The 15,094-nt window shown below is 60.7% G+C and carries 13 protein-coding genes; 3 read left to right on the forward strand and 10 right to left on the reverse strand.

Translation table 11 applies throughout. From position 1 onward, the window contains the following. Positions 1 to 56 precede the first annotated feature (56 nt). The gene (gene meaB, locus LF252_RS12150; RefSeq protein ID WP_226269864.1) at positions 57 to 1,034 is read left to right on the forward strand and encodes a methylmalonyl Co-A mutase-associated GTPase MeaB; all 978 of its coding nucleotides are present in this window, start codon (positions 57 to 59) and stop codon (positions 1,032 to 1,034) included. A 108-nt stretch (positions 1,035 to 1,142) separates the two neighbouring features. Here the strand turns inward: meaB and LF252_RS12155 are convergent, their stop codons facing one another. The 9 genes from LF252_RS12155 to LF252_RS12195 form a co-directional block, all read right to left on the reverse strand. Beyond that, on the reverse strand, positions 1,143 to 1,844 hold the full coding sequence (locus tag LF252_RS12155; protein WP_226269865.1) for a pirin family protein: 702 nt from the start codon (positions 1,842 to 1,844) through the stop codon (positions 1,143 to 1,145). Then, complete coding sequence (locus LF252_RS12160) at positions 1,841 to 2,356, reverse strand: hypothetical protein (RefSeq protein WP_226269866.1); 516 nt, start codon at positions 2,354 to 2,356, stop codon at positions 1,841 to 1,843. The genes LF252_RS12155 and LF252_RS12160 overlap by 4 nt, the downstream gene beginning before the upstream one ends. 86 nt (positions 2,357 to 2,442) lie before the next feature. Next, complete coding sequence (locus tag LF252_RS12165; RefSeq protein ID WP_226269867.1) at positions 2,443 to 3,180, reverse strand: dioxygenase family protein; 738 nt, start codon at positions 3,178 to 3,180, stop codon at positions 2,443 to 2,445. 179 nt (positions 3,181 to 3,359) lie between these two features. Then, positions 3,360 to 5,948, reverse strand: a complete 2,589-nt coding sequence (locus LF252_RS12170) for a DUF5916 domain-containing protein (protein ID WP_226269868.1) — start codon at positions 5,946 to 5,948, stop codon at positions 3,360 to 3,362. A 257-nt stretch (positions 5,949 to 6,205) separates the two neighbouring features. After that, positions 6,206 to 8,968 (reverse strand): M56 family metallopeptidase, encoded by a 2,763-nt coding sequence (locus tag LF252_RS12175; RefSeq protein WP_226269869.1) that lies wholly within the window; start codon positions 8,966 to 8,968, stop codon positions 6,206 to 6,208. Further along, complete coding sequence (locus LF252_RS12180) at positions 8,965 to 9,384, reverse strand: BlaI/MecI/CopY family transcriptional regulator (protein ID WP_226269870.1); 420 nt, start codon at positions 9,382 to 9,384, stop codon at positions 8,965 to 8,967. Before LF252_RS12180 ends, LF252_RS12175 begins: the two co-directional genes overlap by 4 nt. Before the next feature lie 295 nt (positions 9,385 to 9,679). Further along, the gene (folB, locus tag LF252_RS12185; protein WP_226269871.1) at positions 9,680 to 10,036 is read right to left on the reverse strand and encodes a dihydroneopterin aldolase; all 357 of its coding nucleotides are present in this window, start codon (positions 10,034 to 10,036) and stop codon (positions 9,680 to 9,682) included. A gap of 142 nt (positions 10,037 to 10,178) precedes the next feature. Then, positions 10,179 to 11,147 (reverse strand): DivIVA domain-containing protein, encoded by a 969-nt coding sequence (locus LF252_RS12190; protein ID WP_226269872.1) that lies wholly within the window; start codon positions 11,145 to 11,147, stop codon positions 10,179 to 10,181. Between the two features lie 147 nt (positions 11,148 to 11,294). Next, positions 11,295 to 12,215, reverse strand: a complete 921-nt coding sequence (locus LF252_RS12195; protein ID WP_226269873.1) for a WD40 repeat domain-containing protein — start codon at positions 12,213 to 12,215, stop codon at positions 11,295 to 11,297. 189 nt (positions 12,216 to 12,404) lie between these two features. Here LF252_RS12195 and LF252_RS12200 point away from each other — a divergent pair, with 189 nt between their 5' ends. Both LF252_RS12200 and LF252_RS12205 read left to right on the forward strand, forming a co-directional pair. Continuing rightward, the gene (locus tag LF252_RS12200; protein ID WP_226269874.1) at positions 12,405 to 13,064 is read left to right on the forward strand and encodes a 4'-phosphopantetheinyl transferase family protein; all 660 of its coding nucleotides are present in this window, start codon (positions 12,405 to 12,407) and stop codon (positions 13,062 to 13,064) included. Positions 13,065 to 13,154: 90 nt separating this feature from the next. Continuing rightward, positions 13,155 to 13,763: a redoxin domain-containing protein gene (locus tag LF252_RS12205; protein WP_226269875.1), complete on the forward strand. Its 609-nt coding sequence runs from the start codon at positions 13,155 to 13,157 to the stop codon at positions 13,761 to 13,763. 223 nt (positions 13,764 to 13,986) lie between these two features. Here the strand turns inward: LF252_RS12205 and LF252_RS12210 are convergent, their stop codons facing one another. Next, positions 13,987 to 14,862: a transglutaminase-like domain-containing protein gene (locus LF252_RS12210; RefSeq protein WP_226269876.1), complete on the reverse strand. Its 876-nt coding sequence runs from the start codon at positions 14,860 to 14,862 to the stop codon at positions 13,987 to 13,989. Positions 14,863 to 15,094: the final 232 nt, after the last annotated feature.

Genomic DNA, 15,094 nt, shown 5'->3' on the forward strand with positions numbered 1-15,094 from the left:
TGCTTTCCGGGTGCAGCGCCGCAAGCTACGCGCGCCGGCCCATTTATGTACGTTTCGTGCCCAAACGCTTTTCCCCTGCTGAGTACATCGACGGCGTGCTGGCCGGCAACCGCATCATGCTCAGCCGGGCTATTACGCTGGTAGAAAGCACCCTGCCTTCCGACCAGACCCTGGCCCGGCAGGTGCTGGACGCCGTGCTCCCGCACGCAGGCCGCTCGGTACGGCTGGGTATTACGGGCGTGCCGGGTGTAGGCAAAAGCACGTTCATTGAGGCCCTGGGCCTGCACCTGGTGCGTGAGCAGGGCAAGCGCCTAGCGGTATTGGCCGTGGACCCCAGCAGCCAGCGCAGCGGGGGCAGCATCCTCGGCGACAAAACCCGCATGAATGAGCTGGCTGCCCACCCGCAGGCGTTCATCCGGCCCAGCCCCGCCGGCCGCAGCCTGGGCGGGGTTACGCGCAGCACCCGCGAGGCCCTGGCCCTCTGCGAAGCCGCCGGCCACGATGTTATTTTCGTGGAAACCGTGGGCGTGGGCCAGAGCGAAACCGCCGTACATGGTATGGTGGATTTCTTCCTGCTGCTGATGCTGGCCGGGGCCGGCGACGAGCTGCAGGGCATCAAAAAAGGCATCATGGAAATGGCCGATGCCGTGACCATCACCAAAGCCGACGGTGGCAATGAGCAGGCTGCCCGCCGGGCCCGAGCCGAGTACCAGAACGCCCTGCACCTGTTCCCGCTGGCTGCCTCCCGGTGGAGCCCGGTAGTCACCACCAGCTCGGCCCTCACCGGCGCGGGCGTGCCCGAAGTGTGGCAGGTGGTGGAGCAATACGTACAGCACGCCCAGGCCAACGGCTACTTCCAGCAGCGCCGCCAGGAGCAAAACCTACACTGGCTCCACGAAACCATCCGGGAGGCCCTAGAAGCCCAGTTCTACGCCCGCCCCGAAATTGCCAGCCGCTTGCCCGAACTACGGCGGCAGGTGATGAACGGGAGTAAATCGGCCTTCGGGGCTGCCGAGGAGTTGCTGAGGCTGTAGCGCGCAGCTCTGCTTCGCGCACGAGCGGAGCGAGTAACCGGAACTGCCCTACAGAGGCATCGCGCGCCGGAACTCGCCTGCGGCTCGTGCGCGAAGCAGAGCTGCGCGCTACTGACACACTTCCAGCATTACTACCAAAGCATTGTTGCTGAGGGCTTCCAGCTCTACCTCCTGCACCTGCCAAAGTGCAAGACCATCTTTGGGATGCAGCAGACGGCCTTCTACCTCAAAAGCCCCGGCCAGCACGTAGGTAAAGAATGAGGAATCCGCGTTGTGCAGCCGATACACATCCTCCTGTCGCCCCATAAAACGGCCCAGACTCAGGGCAAACGGCCACTGTTGATCAGCGGGGCTTACTAAGTAGGCTAGGCCGTTTTCCAGCTGTTGAAATGTGTACTCGATGACGTCAGCGCGGGGTTGAGCGGAGGCAGTATCAGCGGCCAGCCACATGTGCAGGAAGCTCACGGCCACATCGGTGTAGGGGTTGCTGAGCACCAGCTGATGCCCGTTTGGCACTAGTCCTACCCACACCTGTTCCACCTGAACCAGTTCCTGACTGAGCGCGTCGCCACAACCAATTTCTCCGGTTAGAGGCAGTAGCAGGCAGTAGGCGGCCTGATCGGCGGGCAGCGTCAGGTGCTGGCCCCCGCTTAGTGTTTCCTCATTAAAGGCCAGCAGGCGGCCCAGGGCTGGGCGTTGTGCATCCTGATAAGGCCCAAAGGAAAACACGCTGCGGCGGCTTGATTGCGCCGTGGTAAGCGTGCCATGCTGGTCGGCCAGGTAGATGCGGCCGGGCGTTTGTGGCATCATAAGGCGGGTAGTTGCTGAATGGAATACACGCTCACGTAAGGCTGCACCGGCACCAGGTACGTCAGATGCTCCCCGTTTTCAGGGGCTGCGCCTGCCTCCGAAACCAGCAGCATGGTGCCAATGGTGTCGTGCCAGTTCAGGGCATCGGAGTAGAAGTTGATGGCCACCTGGTGCCGGCTCCGGTCCCGTAGGTCGGAGTTGATGATTTCGAACTGAAACCGGCTGAACTTCAGGAAATGCCGGCCCAGGTTGTCCACCACATCAGGTATTAATCCGCCCAGTTGGGGCAGGTAGCCGCGGGCTACGGCGCTTACCAGAAACGGCAGCTGCCCAGCCCCCGGCACGTGGTGCAGCAGCTCAGCGTAGGTGCGGTAGCGGCCCTCCGGGTTAAACGTCTGGGCCTGCAGCCGTAACTCGTTGTAGGTATCCTCAAACACCAGCTTATCCCAGGGGCGCGAGGCGGCGGCATCCAGTATTTTTCGATAGCACAGAGTAATAATACGTTCAGCCATACAGAACAGATCAGCTTAACAACAGAACCCGCCCCAGTCACTTGCGCCGGGGCGGGTTCTCCTTACGGCCAAAGGTGGCGGAGAGGCTACGCCGGTACGGCGAAGGAAATATTCAGCTGGAAGCCGTCGGTGGTGTTGCCGGTTACGGTAGCCAGCTCCTGCGTTACCCCGTCGCTGAACACGTTGTCCTGGGCATTATAGGTATAGCCACTCATGCCCTTGCTGTACCCGTTTACGGCGGCTACGGCCGTGCCAGTGCCTTCGGGGAAGGCAATCTGGGTTACTTTCAGGGAGGTGCCGGTGGCCGAGTACACGTGCACGTGGATGTGGGTGGCGCGGCCCGAGTACCAGCCCGGAAAGATGGTGGTGAACTGCACCTGTCCGCTGGCATTGGTGGTTTGGCGGCCGCGCAGGAAGTGTACGCTCTGATAATTGGTGCTCTGCATGCCCGAGCCCCCGTACTCCGAGTAGTTGCCCTCTTTGTCGCAGTGCCAGATATCCACCAGTGCCCCGGCCAGGGCGGCGCAGCTGGCGTTGCTGTTGGTAATGGTGATGGTGGCCGTTAGCTTGTAGCCCGTGCGGTCGTCCCGGATGTCGGAGCGCACGTACGACGAAGGTACTTTCGTGGGGAAAGGGCCTTCGGTTTCAGTGGGAGCCACGGTGCAGCTCCCCGAGCTGGTACCGCCCGAGGTAGTCCCACCGGAGGTGCTGCCGCTGCCGGTGGGCGAGGCGGCCTCCGAGTCGTCTTTGCTGCAGGCCGCCAATACCGCCGGAGCCGAAATAGCGCCTACAAACAGGCTCTTCAAAAAACTCTTGCGTTCCATAAGGCTTTCCGGGTTAGGATGTTGTCTGATTTTCCACCCTAAGTTCTCCGGCCTCCGGTTCGCAGCCAATTCCAATCGATAGAAGCTCGTCAATTCCCGATGAACCAGAAACCTTACTATACCAACGGCCCGGTACGCGCTACAGGCGACCGGGCCGTTGGTATAGTAAGCTTCCACTATTACACCTTCGAGCGGCGCTTCAGCATCAGGTAATCCAAATAGTACAGCACCTTCACGCTTACGTTGTTATTGTGGGGCGTGTTGATGGTGTTGCTCAGGTTATCAAAGTACAGCGGGGTGGCCTCGTTGGCTTCCAGGAAAGAGGAGCTGGCGTTTTTCCACACAATGCTCACCTGCGAGCCGGGCGCAAACCACCAGGAGTACACGGCATCCACGTTGAAGGCGTTGAAGGTATTGTCCCGGTTGCGGCGGTAGTCCACGGGCTGCTCCTTGCCATCCTTACCCAGGCTGGCAAACTCGCTGTAGTTCACCGTGCTGGTGTAGTGGCGCACCCGCACCGTCAGGGACATGCGGTTGTTGAACGTATAGCCGCCCGATACCGTGTTAGTTACTGTGAGCACGCGGCGCACGCCCAGCAGCACGTCGCCGGGGTGGTCGTCGCGGAAGCGGGCATCATCAGGCAAGCTGCCGTCGAGGCCGCCATTCACGTAGCCCACCTGGTTTTGGCGCAGGTTCCAGTCGAAGCTGTAGCGGAAGTTGAGCTGGTTGCTTACACGGTAGCGGGGCGACACGTTGAAGCCGTAACCCATGCGGCGGGGCCGCGCAAACCGGTCGTCCTGGGCGTACCACCGCACGCCGGCATTCATATCCCAGGCCAGTTTTTTGCGGTAGTCGGTGGAGATGAACCCGCCCACGTTGGCATTCACCGGCACCCGCACATAGTAGTCACCCAGCGGGTACTGGCGGGGCTCGTAGTAGTCGTGGGTGACGGGGTTCACGTCGAAGTTCATGCCCGTGGTCAGGAAGCTCTTGGTGAAAGTGGTGTTCCAGCCGGCGGCCAGGTTGGCGTTCTGGTAGCGCGTGGGCTTGTACAGCAACGAGTGGCTAAGGCTGGCCCAGGAGTAGAAGTTATTGACCTTCCAGAAGGGCTTGTACTTGTTGTAGCTGATGTTGGCGTACTGCGAAATGTTGTTGTTGCCGAACAGAATGCCCAGGTCGTTGGGGTTGTAGTGGTCCGACTCGATGCCCTGCCCCAACTGCCAGGTGAAGTTGCCGCTGATTTTGCTCACGCCAATCTGGTACTTGTAACCGTTCTGGTCGTCGATGCGCTCCTCCGAGCCGAACACGTTGCCGCGCCGCCGCGAGTACACCACCCGCCCATCCACGGCGTAGGAGTTCTTTTTGTTGGCGAAGCGGAACAGGCCACCCGTCACGTTGGCATCGTAGGTGCTACCCCAGCGCGTCACGTTGGTGTTAATGAGCGAGACGTAGGAGTTATTCTTGAGCGACTGGTCGAGCACCACAATGTTGTAGTTGCTGAACGGCTGCGTCAGCACGTCCCGCTCCCGCCCGTCCACCGAGTCGCGCACGGTGGCGTACACGTCGTTGCTGAGGGCGTTGAACACGCCTACACCCAGGCCGTTCTTGGTGCGGCCCGATACCTTGGTGGCGTTGAGCAGGCGCGTTACGCCGGGGTTGCTCACCACGGCCTCGCCCGGCCGGCGCTTACCGTCGGGGCCCATTTCGCTGGCCCGCAGCTGCCCACTCACGTTGTAGAACCCGATGGGCTGGGCCCCTACCCGCCGGGAGTAAAACAGGTCGCCTTTGTTGAACAGCTCGGTGCCTTCAGTGAAGAACTGCCGGTTTTCGTTGTATTGCACCTCAAACGGCGAGAGGTTGAGCACCTGGTTGTCGCTCTGCACCTGCCCGAAGTCGGGAACCAGCGTGGCATCCAACGTGAAGCTCTCGTTGATGCCCCATTTCACGTCGGCCCCGCCGTTGAAGGAGGTGCTGGTGTTGCGGGTGCCCTGCACGTTGTAGGGGTAGTGGTTGGCGTAGGCCGATATGTAGGGCGTAAGCGAGAGGCGCAACGGAGGCTGCACATCCTTAATACCTTGTAGCTCGCCCCACTGGTTCACGAAGCCATCCACGGCGGGGCGCACTTCATTCCAGAAAAAGCCCTGGTTTTCCTTTTTGCGCTGGCGCATGAAGTTCACGCCCCACAGCTGCTCGGGGGCTTTGCTGAAGCGGATGGCCGAGTACGGAATCCGCATTTCGCACACCCAATCGGTGCCGCGCAGGGCAGTGCGCGAATCCCACACGGCATTCCAGTTGAAATCCTCGCCCCCGGCCGGGGAGTAGCGGGCATCGGCCTGCACGCCACCGGTAGTCACGAAGAAGCCGTAGCCGTTGATTTTATCGTGGTAGGTATCCAGGAAAATCCCGAAGAAGTCGGTGTTGCCCATGTTGTCGCGCCCCGACAGCTCCCGCATAATCGAGTCCTGGCTTACGTCGTGCATGAGGGCACCCACGTACAGGTTGGCATCATCATAGAGGATGCGCACCTCAGTTTTGTGCTTTTCGTGGGGGCCGGGGTTGGGGCGGTTCTGGATGAAGTCGGTGGCAATGGGCGCCTGCTGCCAGGCGGCCTCGTTCAGGTCGCCATCCAGCTTAATGGCTTCGGTGATGCGCACGGCCTGCAGCTGGCGCTTAGGAGCGGGCACGGCGGCATTGCCGGGCGTTTCGGGGGTGGTTTGGGCTTGTGCTGCGCCAGCCAACCAGAGCCAGCCAACCAGTAGCAGGAGCACACGACAACAGTTCACGACGCAACGACGAGAGAAAAAGTACAACAAGCAGAAGGTGGTAGAGGGGATGAAATTGCCCGGCAACCGGGGCGGAAAACGTGGGGTGGTGCCAGTACCGGAGGTCTGTTTTGCCGGCCAGTGCTGGCCGGAATGCTGCAATAGATGCAGCGCGGCCCCTAACCGTTGCCTGTTCACGAATACTTCACACTAAAAAAATCGGCCGCCGTTGCAGCGGCGGCCGATGGTAGCCTTTCACTCAGCTATTCACTTATCGAAATCTGCACGTTGCGGTGGGTATTACGGCCATTGCCGTCCGATTCATCCACCAGCTTGCGGTACTTATTAGCCAAAGCATCCGACTGCTTTTTGCCATTGACGATCAGGCCTTCGTCGTTCAGCTGAAACTGGAAGCTCTTTTCGTTGGCGCCAATTACTCCATCCTTGCGCAGCTCAGCCCGGATGTTGTCGGAGTTGAAGCGGGGGGCACGGGGGGCGCGAGGAACCCGGGGCGGTGGCGGCGGAGCGGGAGCACCCACTGCTGGCGGAGCAGGAGGAGTTGGCGGCGCGGCCGGGGCGTCGGGGCCACGGAAGTCCACCGTGCTGCCAGAGGTCTGACGGTTCATCACAAATGAACCCTTGGTCAGCTTGCGGCCGGTTTGCTTTTCAACCAGCTTCAGGTATTTGTCGCGCATAGCGGCCGACTGCTTTTTGCCATTCACCGTGAAGCTGGTGGGGCTTAGGCTCATCTGTACGTTGTTGGAGCTTTTGATGAGGCCATCCTTGCGCAACTCGCGCAGCAAGGCTTCTTCGGAGTCCCGCCCCTCACGGCGGCGCAGGTCGGCATCGGAACGGCGTAGTTCAGCCTCCGAGCGGCGCAAGTCGGCTTCGTTGCGGCGCATATCACTCTCATGTCGACGCATATCGGCTTCCAGTCGGCGCATCTCGGCCTCGTGGCGGCGCATTTCGGCTTCCAGCCGGCGGCGGGTTGCATCGTCGTTGCCACCGTTGCGGCTACGGTCCTCAGCATCCTCCATCCGGTCGCGCAGGTCTTCCCGGAAATCGTCACGGGCATCCTGCTGCTGCTCCCGGATATTCTCCAGCTGTTCCTCAATCTGGGCGCGCTGCTCCTCATTCAGATCCTCATCGGTGAGCGTGCTACGGAGCGAGTTTTCAGCGCCCTGCAGCGCCTGTAGACGGTTTTTCAGCCCCTGGAGGCGGCCCTTGGCGGCCTGATCCATCCAGACATCGGCCCCACGGTTCATCTCCACGCGCCACTGCGGATTTTCGCGCAGCTGGCGGCGGGCGTCGGCGGTGGCGCGCTGGGCATCAGCCTTGATGCGGGCCACATCGGCGGCGCTCAGCCCCGGCCCCTGGAAACGGAAGCCTTGGGCAAACTTGTCGTCGAAGTTGTAATTGAAGCTCCGGCCGCTGGCCCAGGCCTGCCGGCCGGCCGGCAACTGAATCACCTCTACCTGGCTGGCGGCTTTTTTGCTTTTCTGTTTGCCGGTACTGGCCGTTTCCACGGGCTGGCCATCTACCGTGAGGCTGGTAATACGGCCTTTTTTGTCTTTCTCAATGACTACAGTACCGGGGCGGCTGCGGCCGGGCCCTTGCATTACCACCACCTGCTGGCGGGCGCGCTTGCGCTTCTTGCCTTCGTCATCGTCGCCACCCGCGGCATCGGTAGCCTCGTTGGAGCTAAACGTGTGATTGAAGGAAGTAGCAGGAGCTGCTTCCGGGCTGGTAGCCACGGGGGCGTTAAGCGCGGCCAGATCATCCTCACCGGCAACGGGCGGCAGTGTAGCTGGGGCACCGGGTGCCAGGCTTACCGATTTTTTCTGCGTGGTATCAGGTTCCGTGTTCAGGAAGGGCAGTTGTTTCAAAGTGCTGCCCAGTGATGAGGAATTGGCGGGCCGGGGGTCAGCCATGGCTACGGCCGAGGTCAGCAGCACTAAACCGCTCAATACAACGCAGGCGGCCATAAAGCCCTCCGTGAACGTGGGGGCCGTGCGGCCCTGCACCAGCCGCCGGATGCGGCCCAGCACCGAGCCATCGGGGCCCAGGGCCGACATGGCCAGGCGGGTTTCGGCGGGTTCGGGGGCGGCGGTCAGCTCGGCTAGCGCGGCCAGGGCGCGGGCTACGGTGAGGGCATTGCCGCCTACCAGGGCAGTGGCGGCATCGTCGCAGCAGTTTTCACGCTCCGTGCGCAGGCAGGCCGTAATAAACCACACGGCCGGGTGGTAGAAAAACAGGGTTTCGGCTACCGATTGCACCAGGTTCATGAGGTAGTCGCGGCGCTGCACATGGGCCAGCTCGTGGGCCAGAATGGCCTCCAGATATGCCGCGCTGAGGCCCGAAACGGTGCCCAGCGGCAGCAGAATTACGGGGCTCAGGTGACCCACCACTACCGGCACCCGCACCAGCGCCGATTCCAGCAGTTGCACCGGCTGCTTCAGGTTGGCTTTATCGGCCAGGGCCTGCAGGCGCTGCTGCCACTCCTCGGCCAGGGGCTGCACCCGGTAACGGCGCAGGCGCTGCACATAGGCCAGCCCCCCAAGCAGGCGGAGCGTCATGGCCAGCAACCCCAGTAGCCAGGCAGCTACCAGCACCGGCAGGTTGTTATCGAAGTAGGTAAGCCAGGCCTGCAGACCGGTAGGCGCGGCCGGCTCCACGGCTACCGGAGCCGCCTGCACGGTTGCCGTAGCTACCGTGGCAGTTGTAGGCGTACTACCATCGGCACGTACGGCGGCATCATTGCCTACCGTGAAACCGGCAGTGGCCGACGAAGCCGCAGGCGGCGCGGCGGTGTAGTACCGGGCAAAGGTGATGCTGGCCAGCGTGAGCAGCACCAGCAAGGCCGCCGCCGAGGTACGGTAGCGGACTTCGGCGCTATGCTGGCGCAGCAGCAGCAGCAAGCCCGCCAGGGCCAACGCTACCACGGCTCCCTGCCAGAGGGAGTGCACCAACGTCCAGCCCAGGGCGCGCACCAGCGCGGGGGGCAAAAAGGTTTCCAGCCAGTTCATTGCGCGTCGTCGGTTGAGGGTGGAGTGGTGTCGTTCTGAATTTCAATGTCGTTGAGCAGGCGCCGGATTTGGGCCAGCTCCTCGCGGGAGGTGCGGCGGTTGCCCAGGGCCTGCATCACCAGCTTCATGGCCGAGCCTCCAAAGGTGGAATCCACGAACCGGTCGAGCAGCAGGCCCTGAGTTTCCTCCTCGCGCACGGCAGCCCGGTACACGTGAGTTTTGCTGTTGTCGTCGCGCAGCACCAGGCCTTTGTCCAGCATCAGCTGCAGCAGCTTCAGCGAAGTGGTGTACCCTACCTCCCGCCGCTGGTTTAGCTCGTCGTTCACGAACCGAACGGTGCTGGGCCCGTGCTGCCAGAGCACCTGCAGGATTTCCAGCTCCGATTCGGTGGGTTTGGGAATGGATGATTTACTCATAAGAAAAACCTAAGGCACTGAATGAATGACTACCGAACCACCCGCAACCGTTGCCTGCCAGCCTCTGCCCACGCGCAGGAGAAGCCCAGCCAGAACGCTACGAACCAGTTCGTACATCAAACATATACGAAGCATGTCGTAGATACAAGTTTAATCTACGATTTTTTTCGTATAATATTTCAACCTCTTGTCTACTAATACTAAAAGGCACAAAAAAGCCTGCTACGGGCACACATTGGGATACTCCCAGGCGTGTGCCCGTAGCAGGCGAAGATGGTTTTGCTCAGTATCGGAATTACCGCCGACGCTCCAGCGTAACCCGGGCCCGGTGGCAGATGCCGCCCAGCGGGGGATTGAATTTCGACACGCTCACCCGCACCCCGTTGATGTAGGGAAACTCTTCCAACACCCGGTCCAGCACCCGGTGGCCCAGGTGCTCTAGTAGCCGGGCCGGAGCCTGCATTTCTTCGGCTACTACCCGGTACAATACCTCGTAGTTCACCGTTTCGCGCAGTTGGTCCGACTGTCCCGCCGCGTGCAAGTCCGTGTCGATGTAGAGGTCCACGCCGTACTTGTTACCGATTTTCTGTTCCTCGTCGTAGTATCCGTGAAAGGCGAAAAACTCCATGCCTTCCAGTGCAATCTGGCCCATGCGGTGAAATAATAAAATGGTGAAATAGGGAGGAACGCCCTGGCGCGGGCACAAAAAAACGAAGCCCGCCCCAATAGGCAGGCTTCGTACAGTGGATATTCACAAAATCCGTGAAATCTGCTCAATCCGCAAAATCCGCGGTTTAGATTTCGTCGAAGAACGATTTCTCACCTAGATTGGCGGTTTGCATGCTGGGCTGGTCCGACTGGCCGGGGTGTGAGGGGGGCACGGGCTGCGGAATTTCCGGGCGGTCGGGTTGGCCGGGCTGGCTTGGCTGACCGGGTTGTATATCGGGGTTGGGTGCACCGGGAATTGGGGCGCCGGGACGCTCAATTTCGGGCTCGGGCCGCCCAGGTTGGTTGGGGTCGGGTTGCTGGCCGGGCTTGGGGTTGTAGCCAATAGGGCGGCGCTCTGCGGCCTCAGCCGATGAGCCTCCGTGGAAAGCGGCAGCGCCGCCAGCTACGGCAGCGGCCGAGGAAGTAGCAGAAGTGGAAACGTACATGGCGGGGTCAGGTTTAGGTGATTGGTCCGCGGACTGCGGCCGATTCACTTTTACGCTGGCCGCCCGCGAAAGGATGGCCGCCGTGCTGGCTTTGGGCCGGCTGCGGGCTTTTTCCACTTTATCCAGGGCTTCCGAAGCCAAATTGTGTAAGTCACGGGTGAGGCCGTCGAGCAGATTTTCCAGGCGCTGGCACTCCTGACCTAAGCCGTTTACCTCCTTCTGCATGTCGGCTACGGTGCGCTCGGCCTGCTGGTAAGCTTCTTCCACCACCGAACGGGCTTTCTGGCGGGCATCGGCCAGTAATTGCTCCGCTTGCAATTGGGCTTCACGAATGCGGAGCTGGGCGTCGCGCTGGGCCTGCTCGGTAATGCTGTTGCCGGTGTCCTCGGCGGTTTTGAGGGTGCGGTACAGGCTGGTTTCCACCTCCCGCATCTTGCTTACCTCCTGAGTGGCATGGTCGAGCTTCAGGCGCAGCTCCCGGTTTTCGTCGCCCATCCGCTCCCACTGTTGCGAGAGGGTCAGCAAAAAGGCCTGTACTTCATCCTTATCCAGCCCCCGAAAGGCTTTTTCAAAGGTTTTCTGCCGAATATCGAGGGCGGTAATTTTCATTTTTGCTGTTAGCTGTTAGCTGTTGGCTGTTGGCCGCCAACGGCTACTGATAGGAAAATCGGCCACAACCGCGCATCCGCACAGGTGCGGGTTACTTTCCTAGTTGTCAAATTCAAGCGCTAACAGCAAACAGCCATTAGCTAACAGCTAAGTAAGCTCCCACACCGCCAGGCTCCGGTCGTCGCTACACGAAACTAGCCGTTTCCCGCTGCCCGGCCAAAATAACTTGTTTACGGAGGTGCCGTGGCCGGCATGCCGCGCCCTGTCTACCACGCGCAGCAGCTGCCAGGTTTCCGCGTCCCAGAGCTTGATGCTCTTGTCCATGCTGCAGGTGGCCAGCAGGCGGGCATCGGGCGAGAAAGCCAGGTGGTTGATAGTAAACATGTGGGCCACAATGCTGCGGTGCGCCTGGTAACCGGCTTCCACGTCCCAGATGCGCAGGTGCGCGTCGCGGCCGGCGGTGAGTAGGTAGCGGCCATCGGGCGAGTAGGCGCAGGTGAATACCGAGTTGGTGGCACCCTCGAGCGTGTACTTTATTTCCAGAGTGGCGGCGTCCAGGATGCGCACCCGGTGGTCGGAGCCGCCCACGGCCAACTCCCCACGCTGGGCGTGCAGGGCCAGGCAGCGCAGGCTTTTATCGGAGAGGCGCAGCAGTTTTTCCACCGTAAAATCGGTGCCACGCAGCACGGCCAGCGTGCCATCGGCCAGGGCCACGTACAGACGGTTGTGCGCCTCGGAATACGCCAGATCAAAAATGGCTACGGGTGGCAGGGCCGTGGCATGCAACAGCGTTTTGGTACTCAGTTCCAGCACCTGCACCCCCTGAAAATTGTGCCCCAGCACCAGCAGGTTGCGCTCCGGCAGGTGCAGCAACGCGTACACGGAGTTTTCGACGCGGGCTATCAGCTCCCCATCCTGCTCGGGCGCATCGGCCTGCCAGGCCACCACCAAGCCATCCGCCCCCGACGAAAATACCGTGTGCTGCCCCTGCACGCCGGCTAAGGCGTACACACAGTCGCGGTGGCCAGTGAGGGAAGCTAGTTTGTGAACCTGAGGACGCGTGGACAAGGCGAGAATGGGCAAATGTGAGAACGGGCGAAGATACCGCAAGAACTTGTACACCGCAGTTGTGCTCCGGCTCGCGTGTGCCTATTCATTCCCCCCGAAATGCCGCTGCCTACTTGCGCGGGCCGGAGCACCGCTCCGGGGTACTGGTTCTTACGTACCTTCACCCATCACCATTCACCAGCTCACCGCTTGCCTCTCCACTCCCTCTCCCCTATTTCCCAAACGGCTGTACTGGGCCTGTGGCACCTCACCGAACCGGCCGAGGTGCTCTGGGACCATCTGCCGGCCCAGCCGCACTACCTGGCCCGCTTCCCGCAGGGGCGCGACGAGCTACGCGCCCGGCAGTGGCTGGCCGGGCGGGTGCTGGCCCATCACCTGTTGCGGGAGCTGAACGATGCCCCTGCGGCCCTGCACAACGATGAAAACGGCCGGCCCTATTTTCAGGAATTGCCCGCCTACGGTATTTCCCTGTCGCACTCCGGGGAGTGGGTAGCGGCGGTTCTCTCCACTCAGGAGCCGGTTGGCATAGATATTGAACTGGTCCGTCCCAAAGCTAAAAAGTTGGCTCCCCGGGTTCTAGCGGAATCTGAGTTAGCCGACGCTGGCAGCAACGCAACGAAGTATTGCCTCTATTGGAGTGCCAAGGAAACGCTGTACAAGTTGCATAGCCGCCGGGGCCTGGTGTTCAAAGAGCAGTTATTGCTCAGCCCGTTTGAGCTGCGGGAGGCCGGTGTGCTGACGGGACACCTGCTGCTCGAAAACTCCCGCAGCCAACACCAGATTCACTACCTGCACCCGCAACCCGACTACATTCTCACGTACACAATCGGTGAAACAGAGAATGCCTAACAGCAGTGGTTTCGGCCGCTGCATTCCGTAGCATCCATTCGCGTAGTGATACGCACTCTGTACCACCAACTCACCAGTTCTCCGCTCCGCATGTCTCTACGCCGAATTTCTATTGTTGCTGCCGCCGCCCTGCTGTTTTGCACGGTTGCCGTGAGTGTGGCCCGCGCCCAGGGCAGCCGCTCCGTGGCCGATTTCAGCCTGAAAAACGCCTCCAATGCCGAAGTGGCCCTGAAAAGCTACGCTGGCAACAAAGCCGTGGTGGTGGTTTTCCTGAACCCCAGCTGCGCATTTTCCAAGCTGTACCAAGGTCGGCTCAGCGCCCTCAGCTCTGAGTATAGCGCCAAGGGCGTGCAGTTCCTGTTTGTGAATGCCCCCATCAACCTGGAAGCCAGCACCGACGCCGCCGAAGCTGAAAAGCTGAAAGTAAAAACCACCGGAGCCGACTTGCCGCTGCTCACCGATGAAGGCCAGAAAGTGAGCAACCTGCTGGGAGCCAGTAAAACCCCCGAAGCCGTGGTATTGCAGCCCGTGGGCGACGGATTTGCCGTGCGCTATAAGGGTGCTATCGACGATAACCCGCAGGTAGAGGCCTACGTGAAGGAAAAATACGTGGAGCAGGTACTGGACAACCTGCTGGCCGGCCGCCCCGCCGCCACAGCCGACAAACGCGCCGCCGGCTGCCTGATTAAGAAGTTTTAAGTAGAGAACTGAGCAGTAAGAAAATTGTCATTGCGAGGAAGCACGACGAAGCAATCTTTCCTGCTCTAAGCTCGCAATTCTGACCTATTCAAAAAGCCCCTAACGTCCGTGCTGGCGTCAGGGGCTTTTCGTATTAAGATTTCAGACTTGAAAAGGAAGGATTGCTTCGTCGTGCCTCCTCGCAATGACAGACGGCTTATTTCTATTTTCTCAGTTCTTCAGCCTACTCCTCGTCGGGGGAGGCGTCAGAATTATCGGCTACCATTTCAACCGTGAGAATGGCCAGCAATTGGCCTACTTCGGCGGCTTTGGCGGGCTCCTGCAGCTTCTCGAAGCTCAGTTGCAGGTTGCGCAGGGCCCGGCGCACAATATCCAGGTGCGAGCAGGGCTCAAAGAAGATTTCGTTGGGCGTGAGGTTGAGCTGGTGAATGTAATGCTCAATATCAGTGCGCGACAGCACCAGCCCGCGGTTGTAGCAGTTGATGTAGAACGACTCCAGCGGCGGCTCTTGCCGGTACGTGAGCACAAACAGGTTGGGCAGGTTCACGCCAAACACCGGCAATTTCAGCCGCTGGGCCACTAGTAAATAAATCACGCAGAGTGTGAGCGGATTGCCGCGGCGGGTTTCCAGCACCCGGTGCAGCATGGAGTTGGCCGGCGAGTGGAAGTTTTGGGTGTTGGCGGCAAACTTATGGGTGCGGAATAGCACGTGGTTAAGCGCCTGTACCTGGTCGGCGGGGTGCATTTCGGGCTGTAGCAGCGTCCACACTTCAAAGCGCAGCTGCTCAATGGCCCGGTTCAGCACCTGAAAATCAGCGTCGGGGTACTGGTAAGAGTTCAGCAGCCACATGCCTTCCAGCAGGTTCTCGCCGCCCGAGTCGCGCCACACGCGCAGGCGTTGCTGCAAGCCCTCAAACTGCAGGTGATGAATCAGGTCTTCGAGGCGCTGCTGCTGCTGGGGGTCGAGGCTTTCCTCCCAGCTTTCTTCCAGAAACGGAATAATGGTTTCGCCCAGCGTCTGGATCTTCTCCTGAATCTGCGGGGCAACTTCGGGGTCGTCGAGCAGGGAGATGAGGGCTTTGATTTCTTTGTTGGTCATAGAACGGCAGAGGGGCGGCCGGGGCCGCGCTGAGCAGAAGAAGCAAATAAACACAACCCGCGCGGCTTAGCCCGCAGACGTATCAGGAAATAACAGCCTGCAGAGCGTTTTTTGTTCATCCGGCGGTTCGCTTAGGAGGCAATTAAACCGTCATTCCGAGCGCAGCCGAGGAATCTCGCGTGCTGACGTTGCAAGAGTAATCCAACATCAGCACGCGAGATTCCTCGGCTGC

The sequence above is a fragment of the Hymenobacter pini genome, assembly GCF_020421205.1.
Taxonomy (GTDB): Bacteria; Bacteroidota; Bacteroidia; order Cytophagales; family Hymenobacteraceae; genus Hymenobacter; species Hymenobacter pini.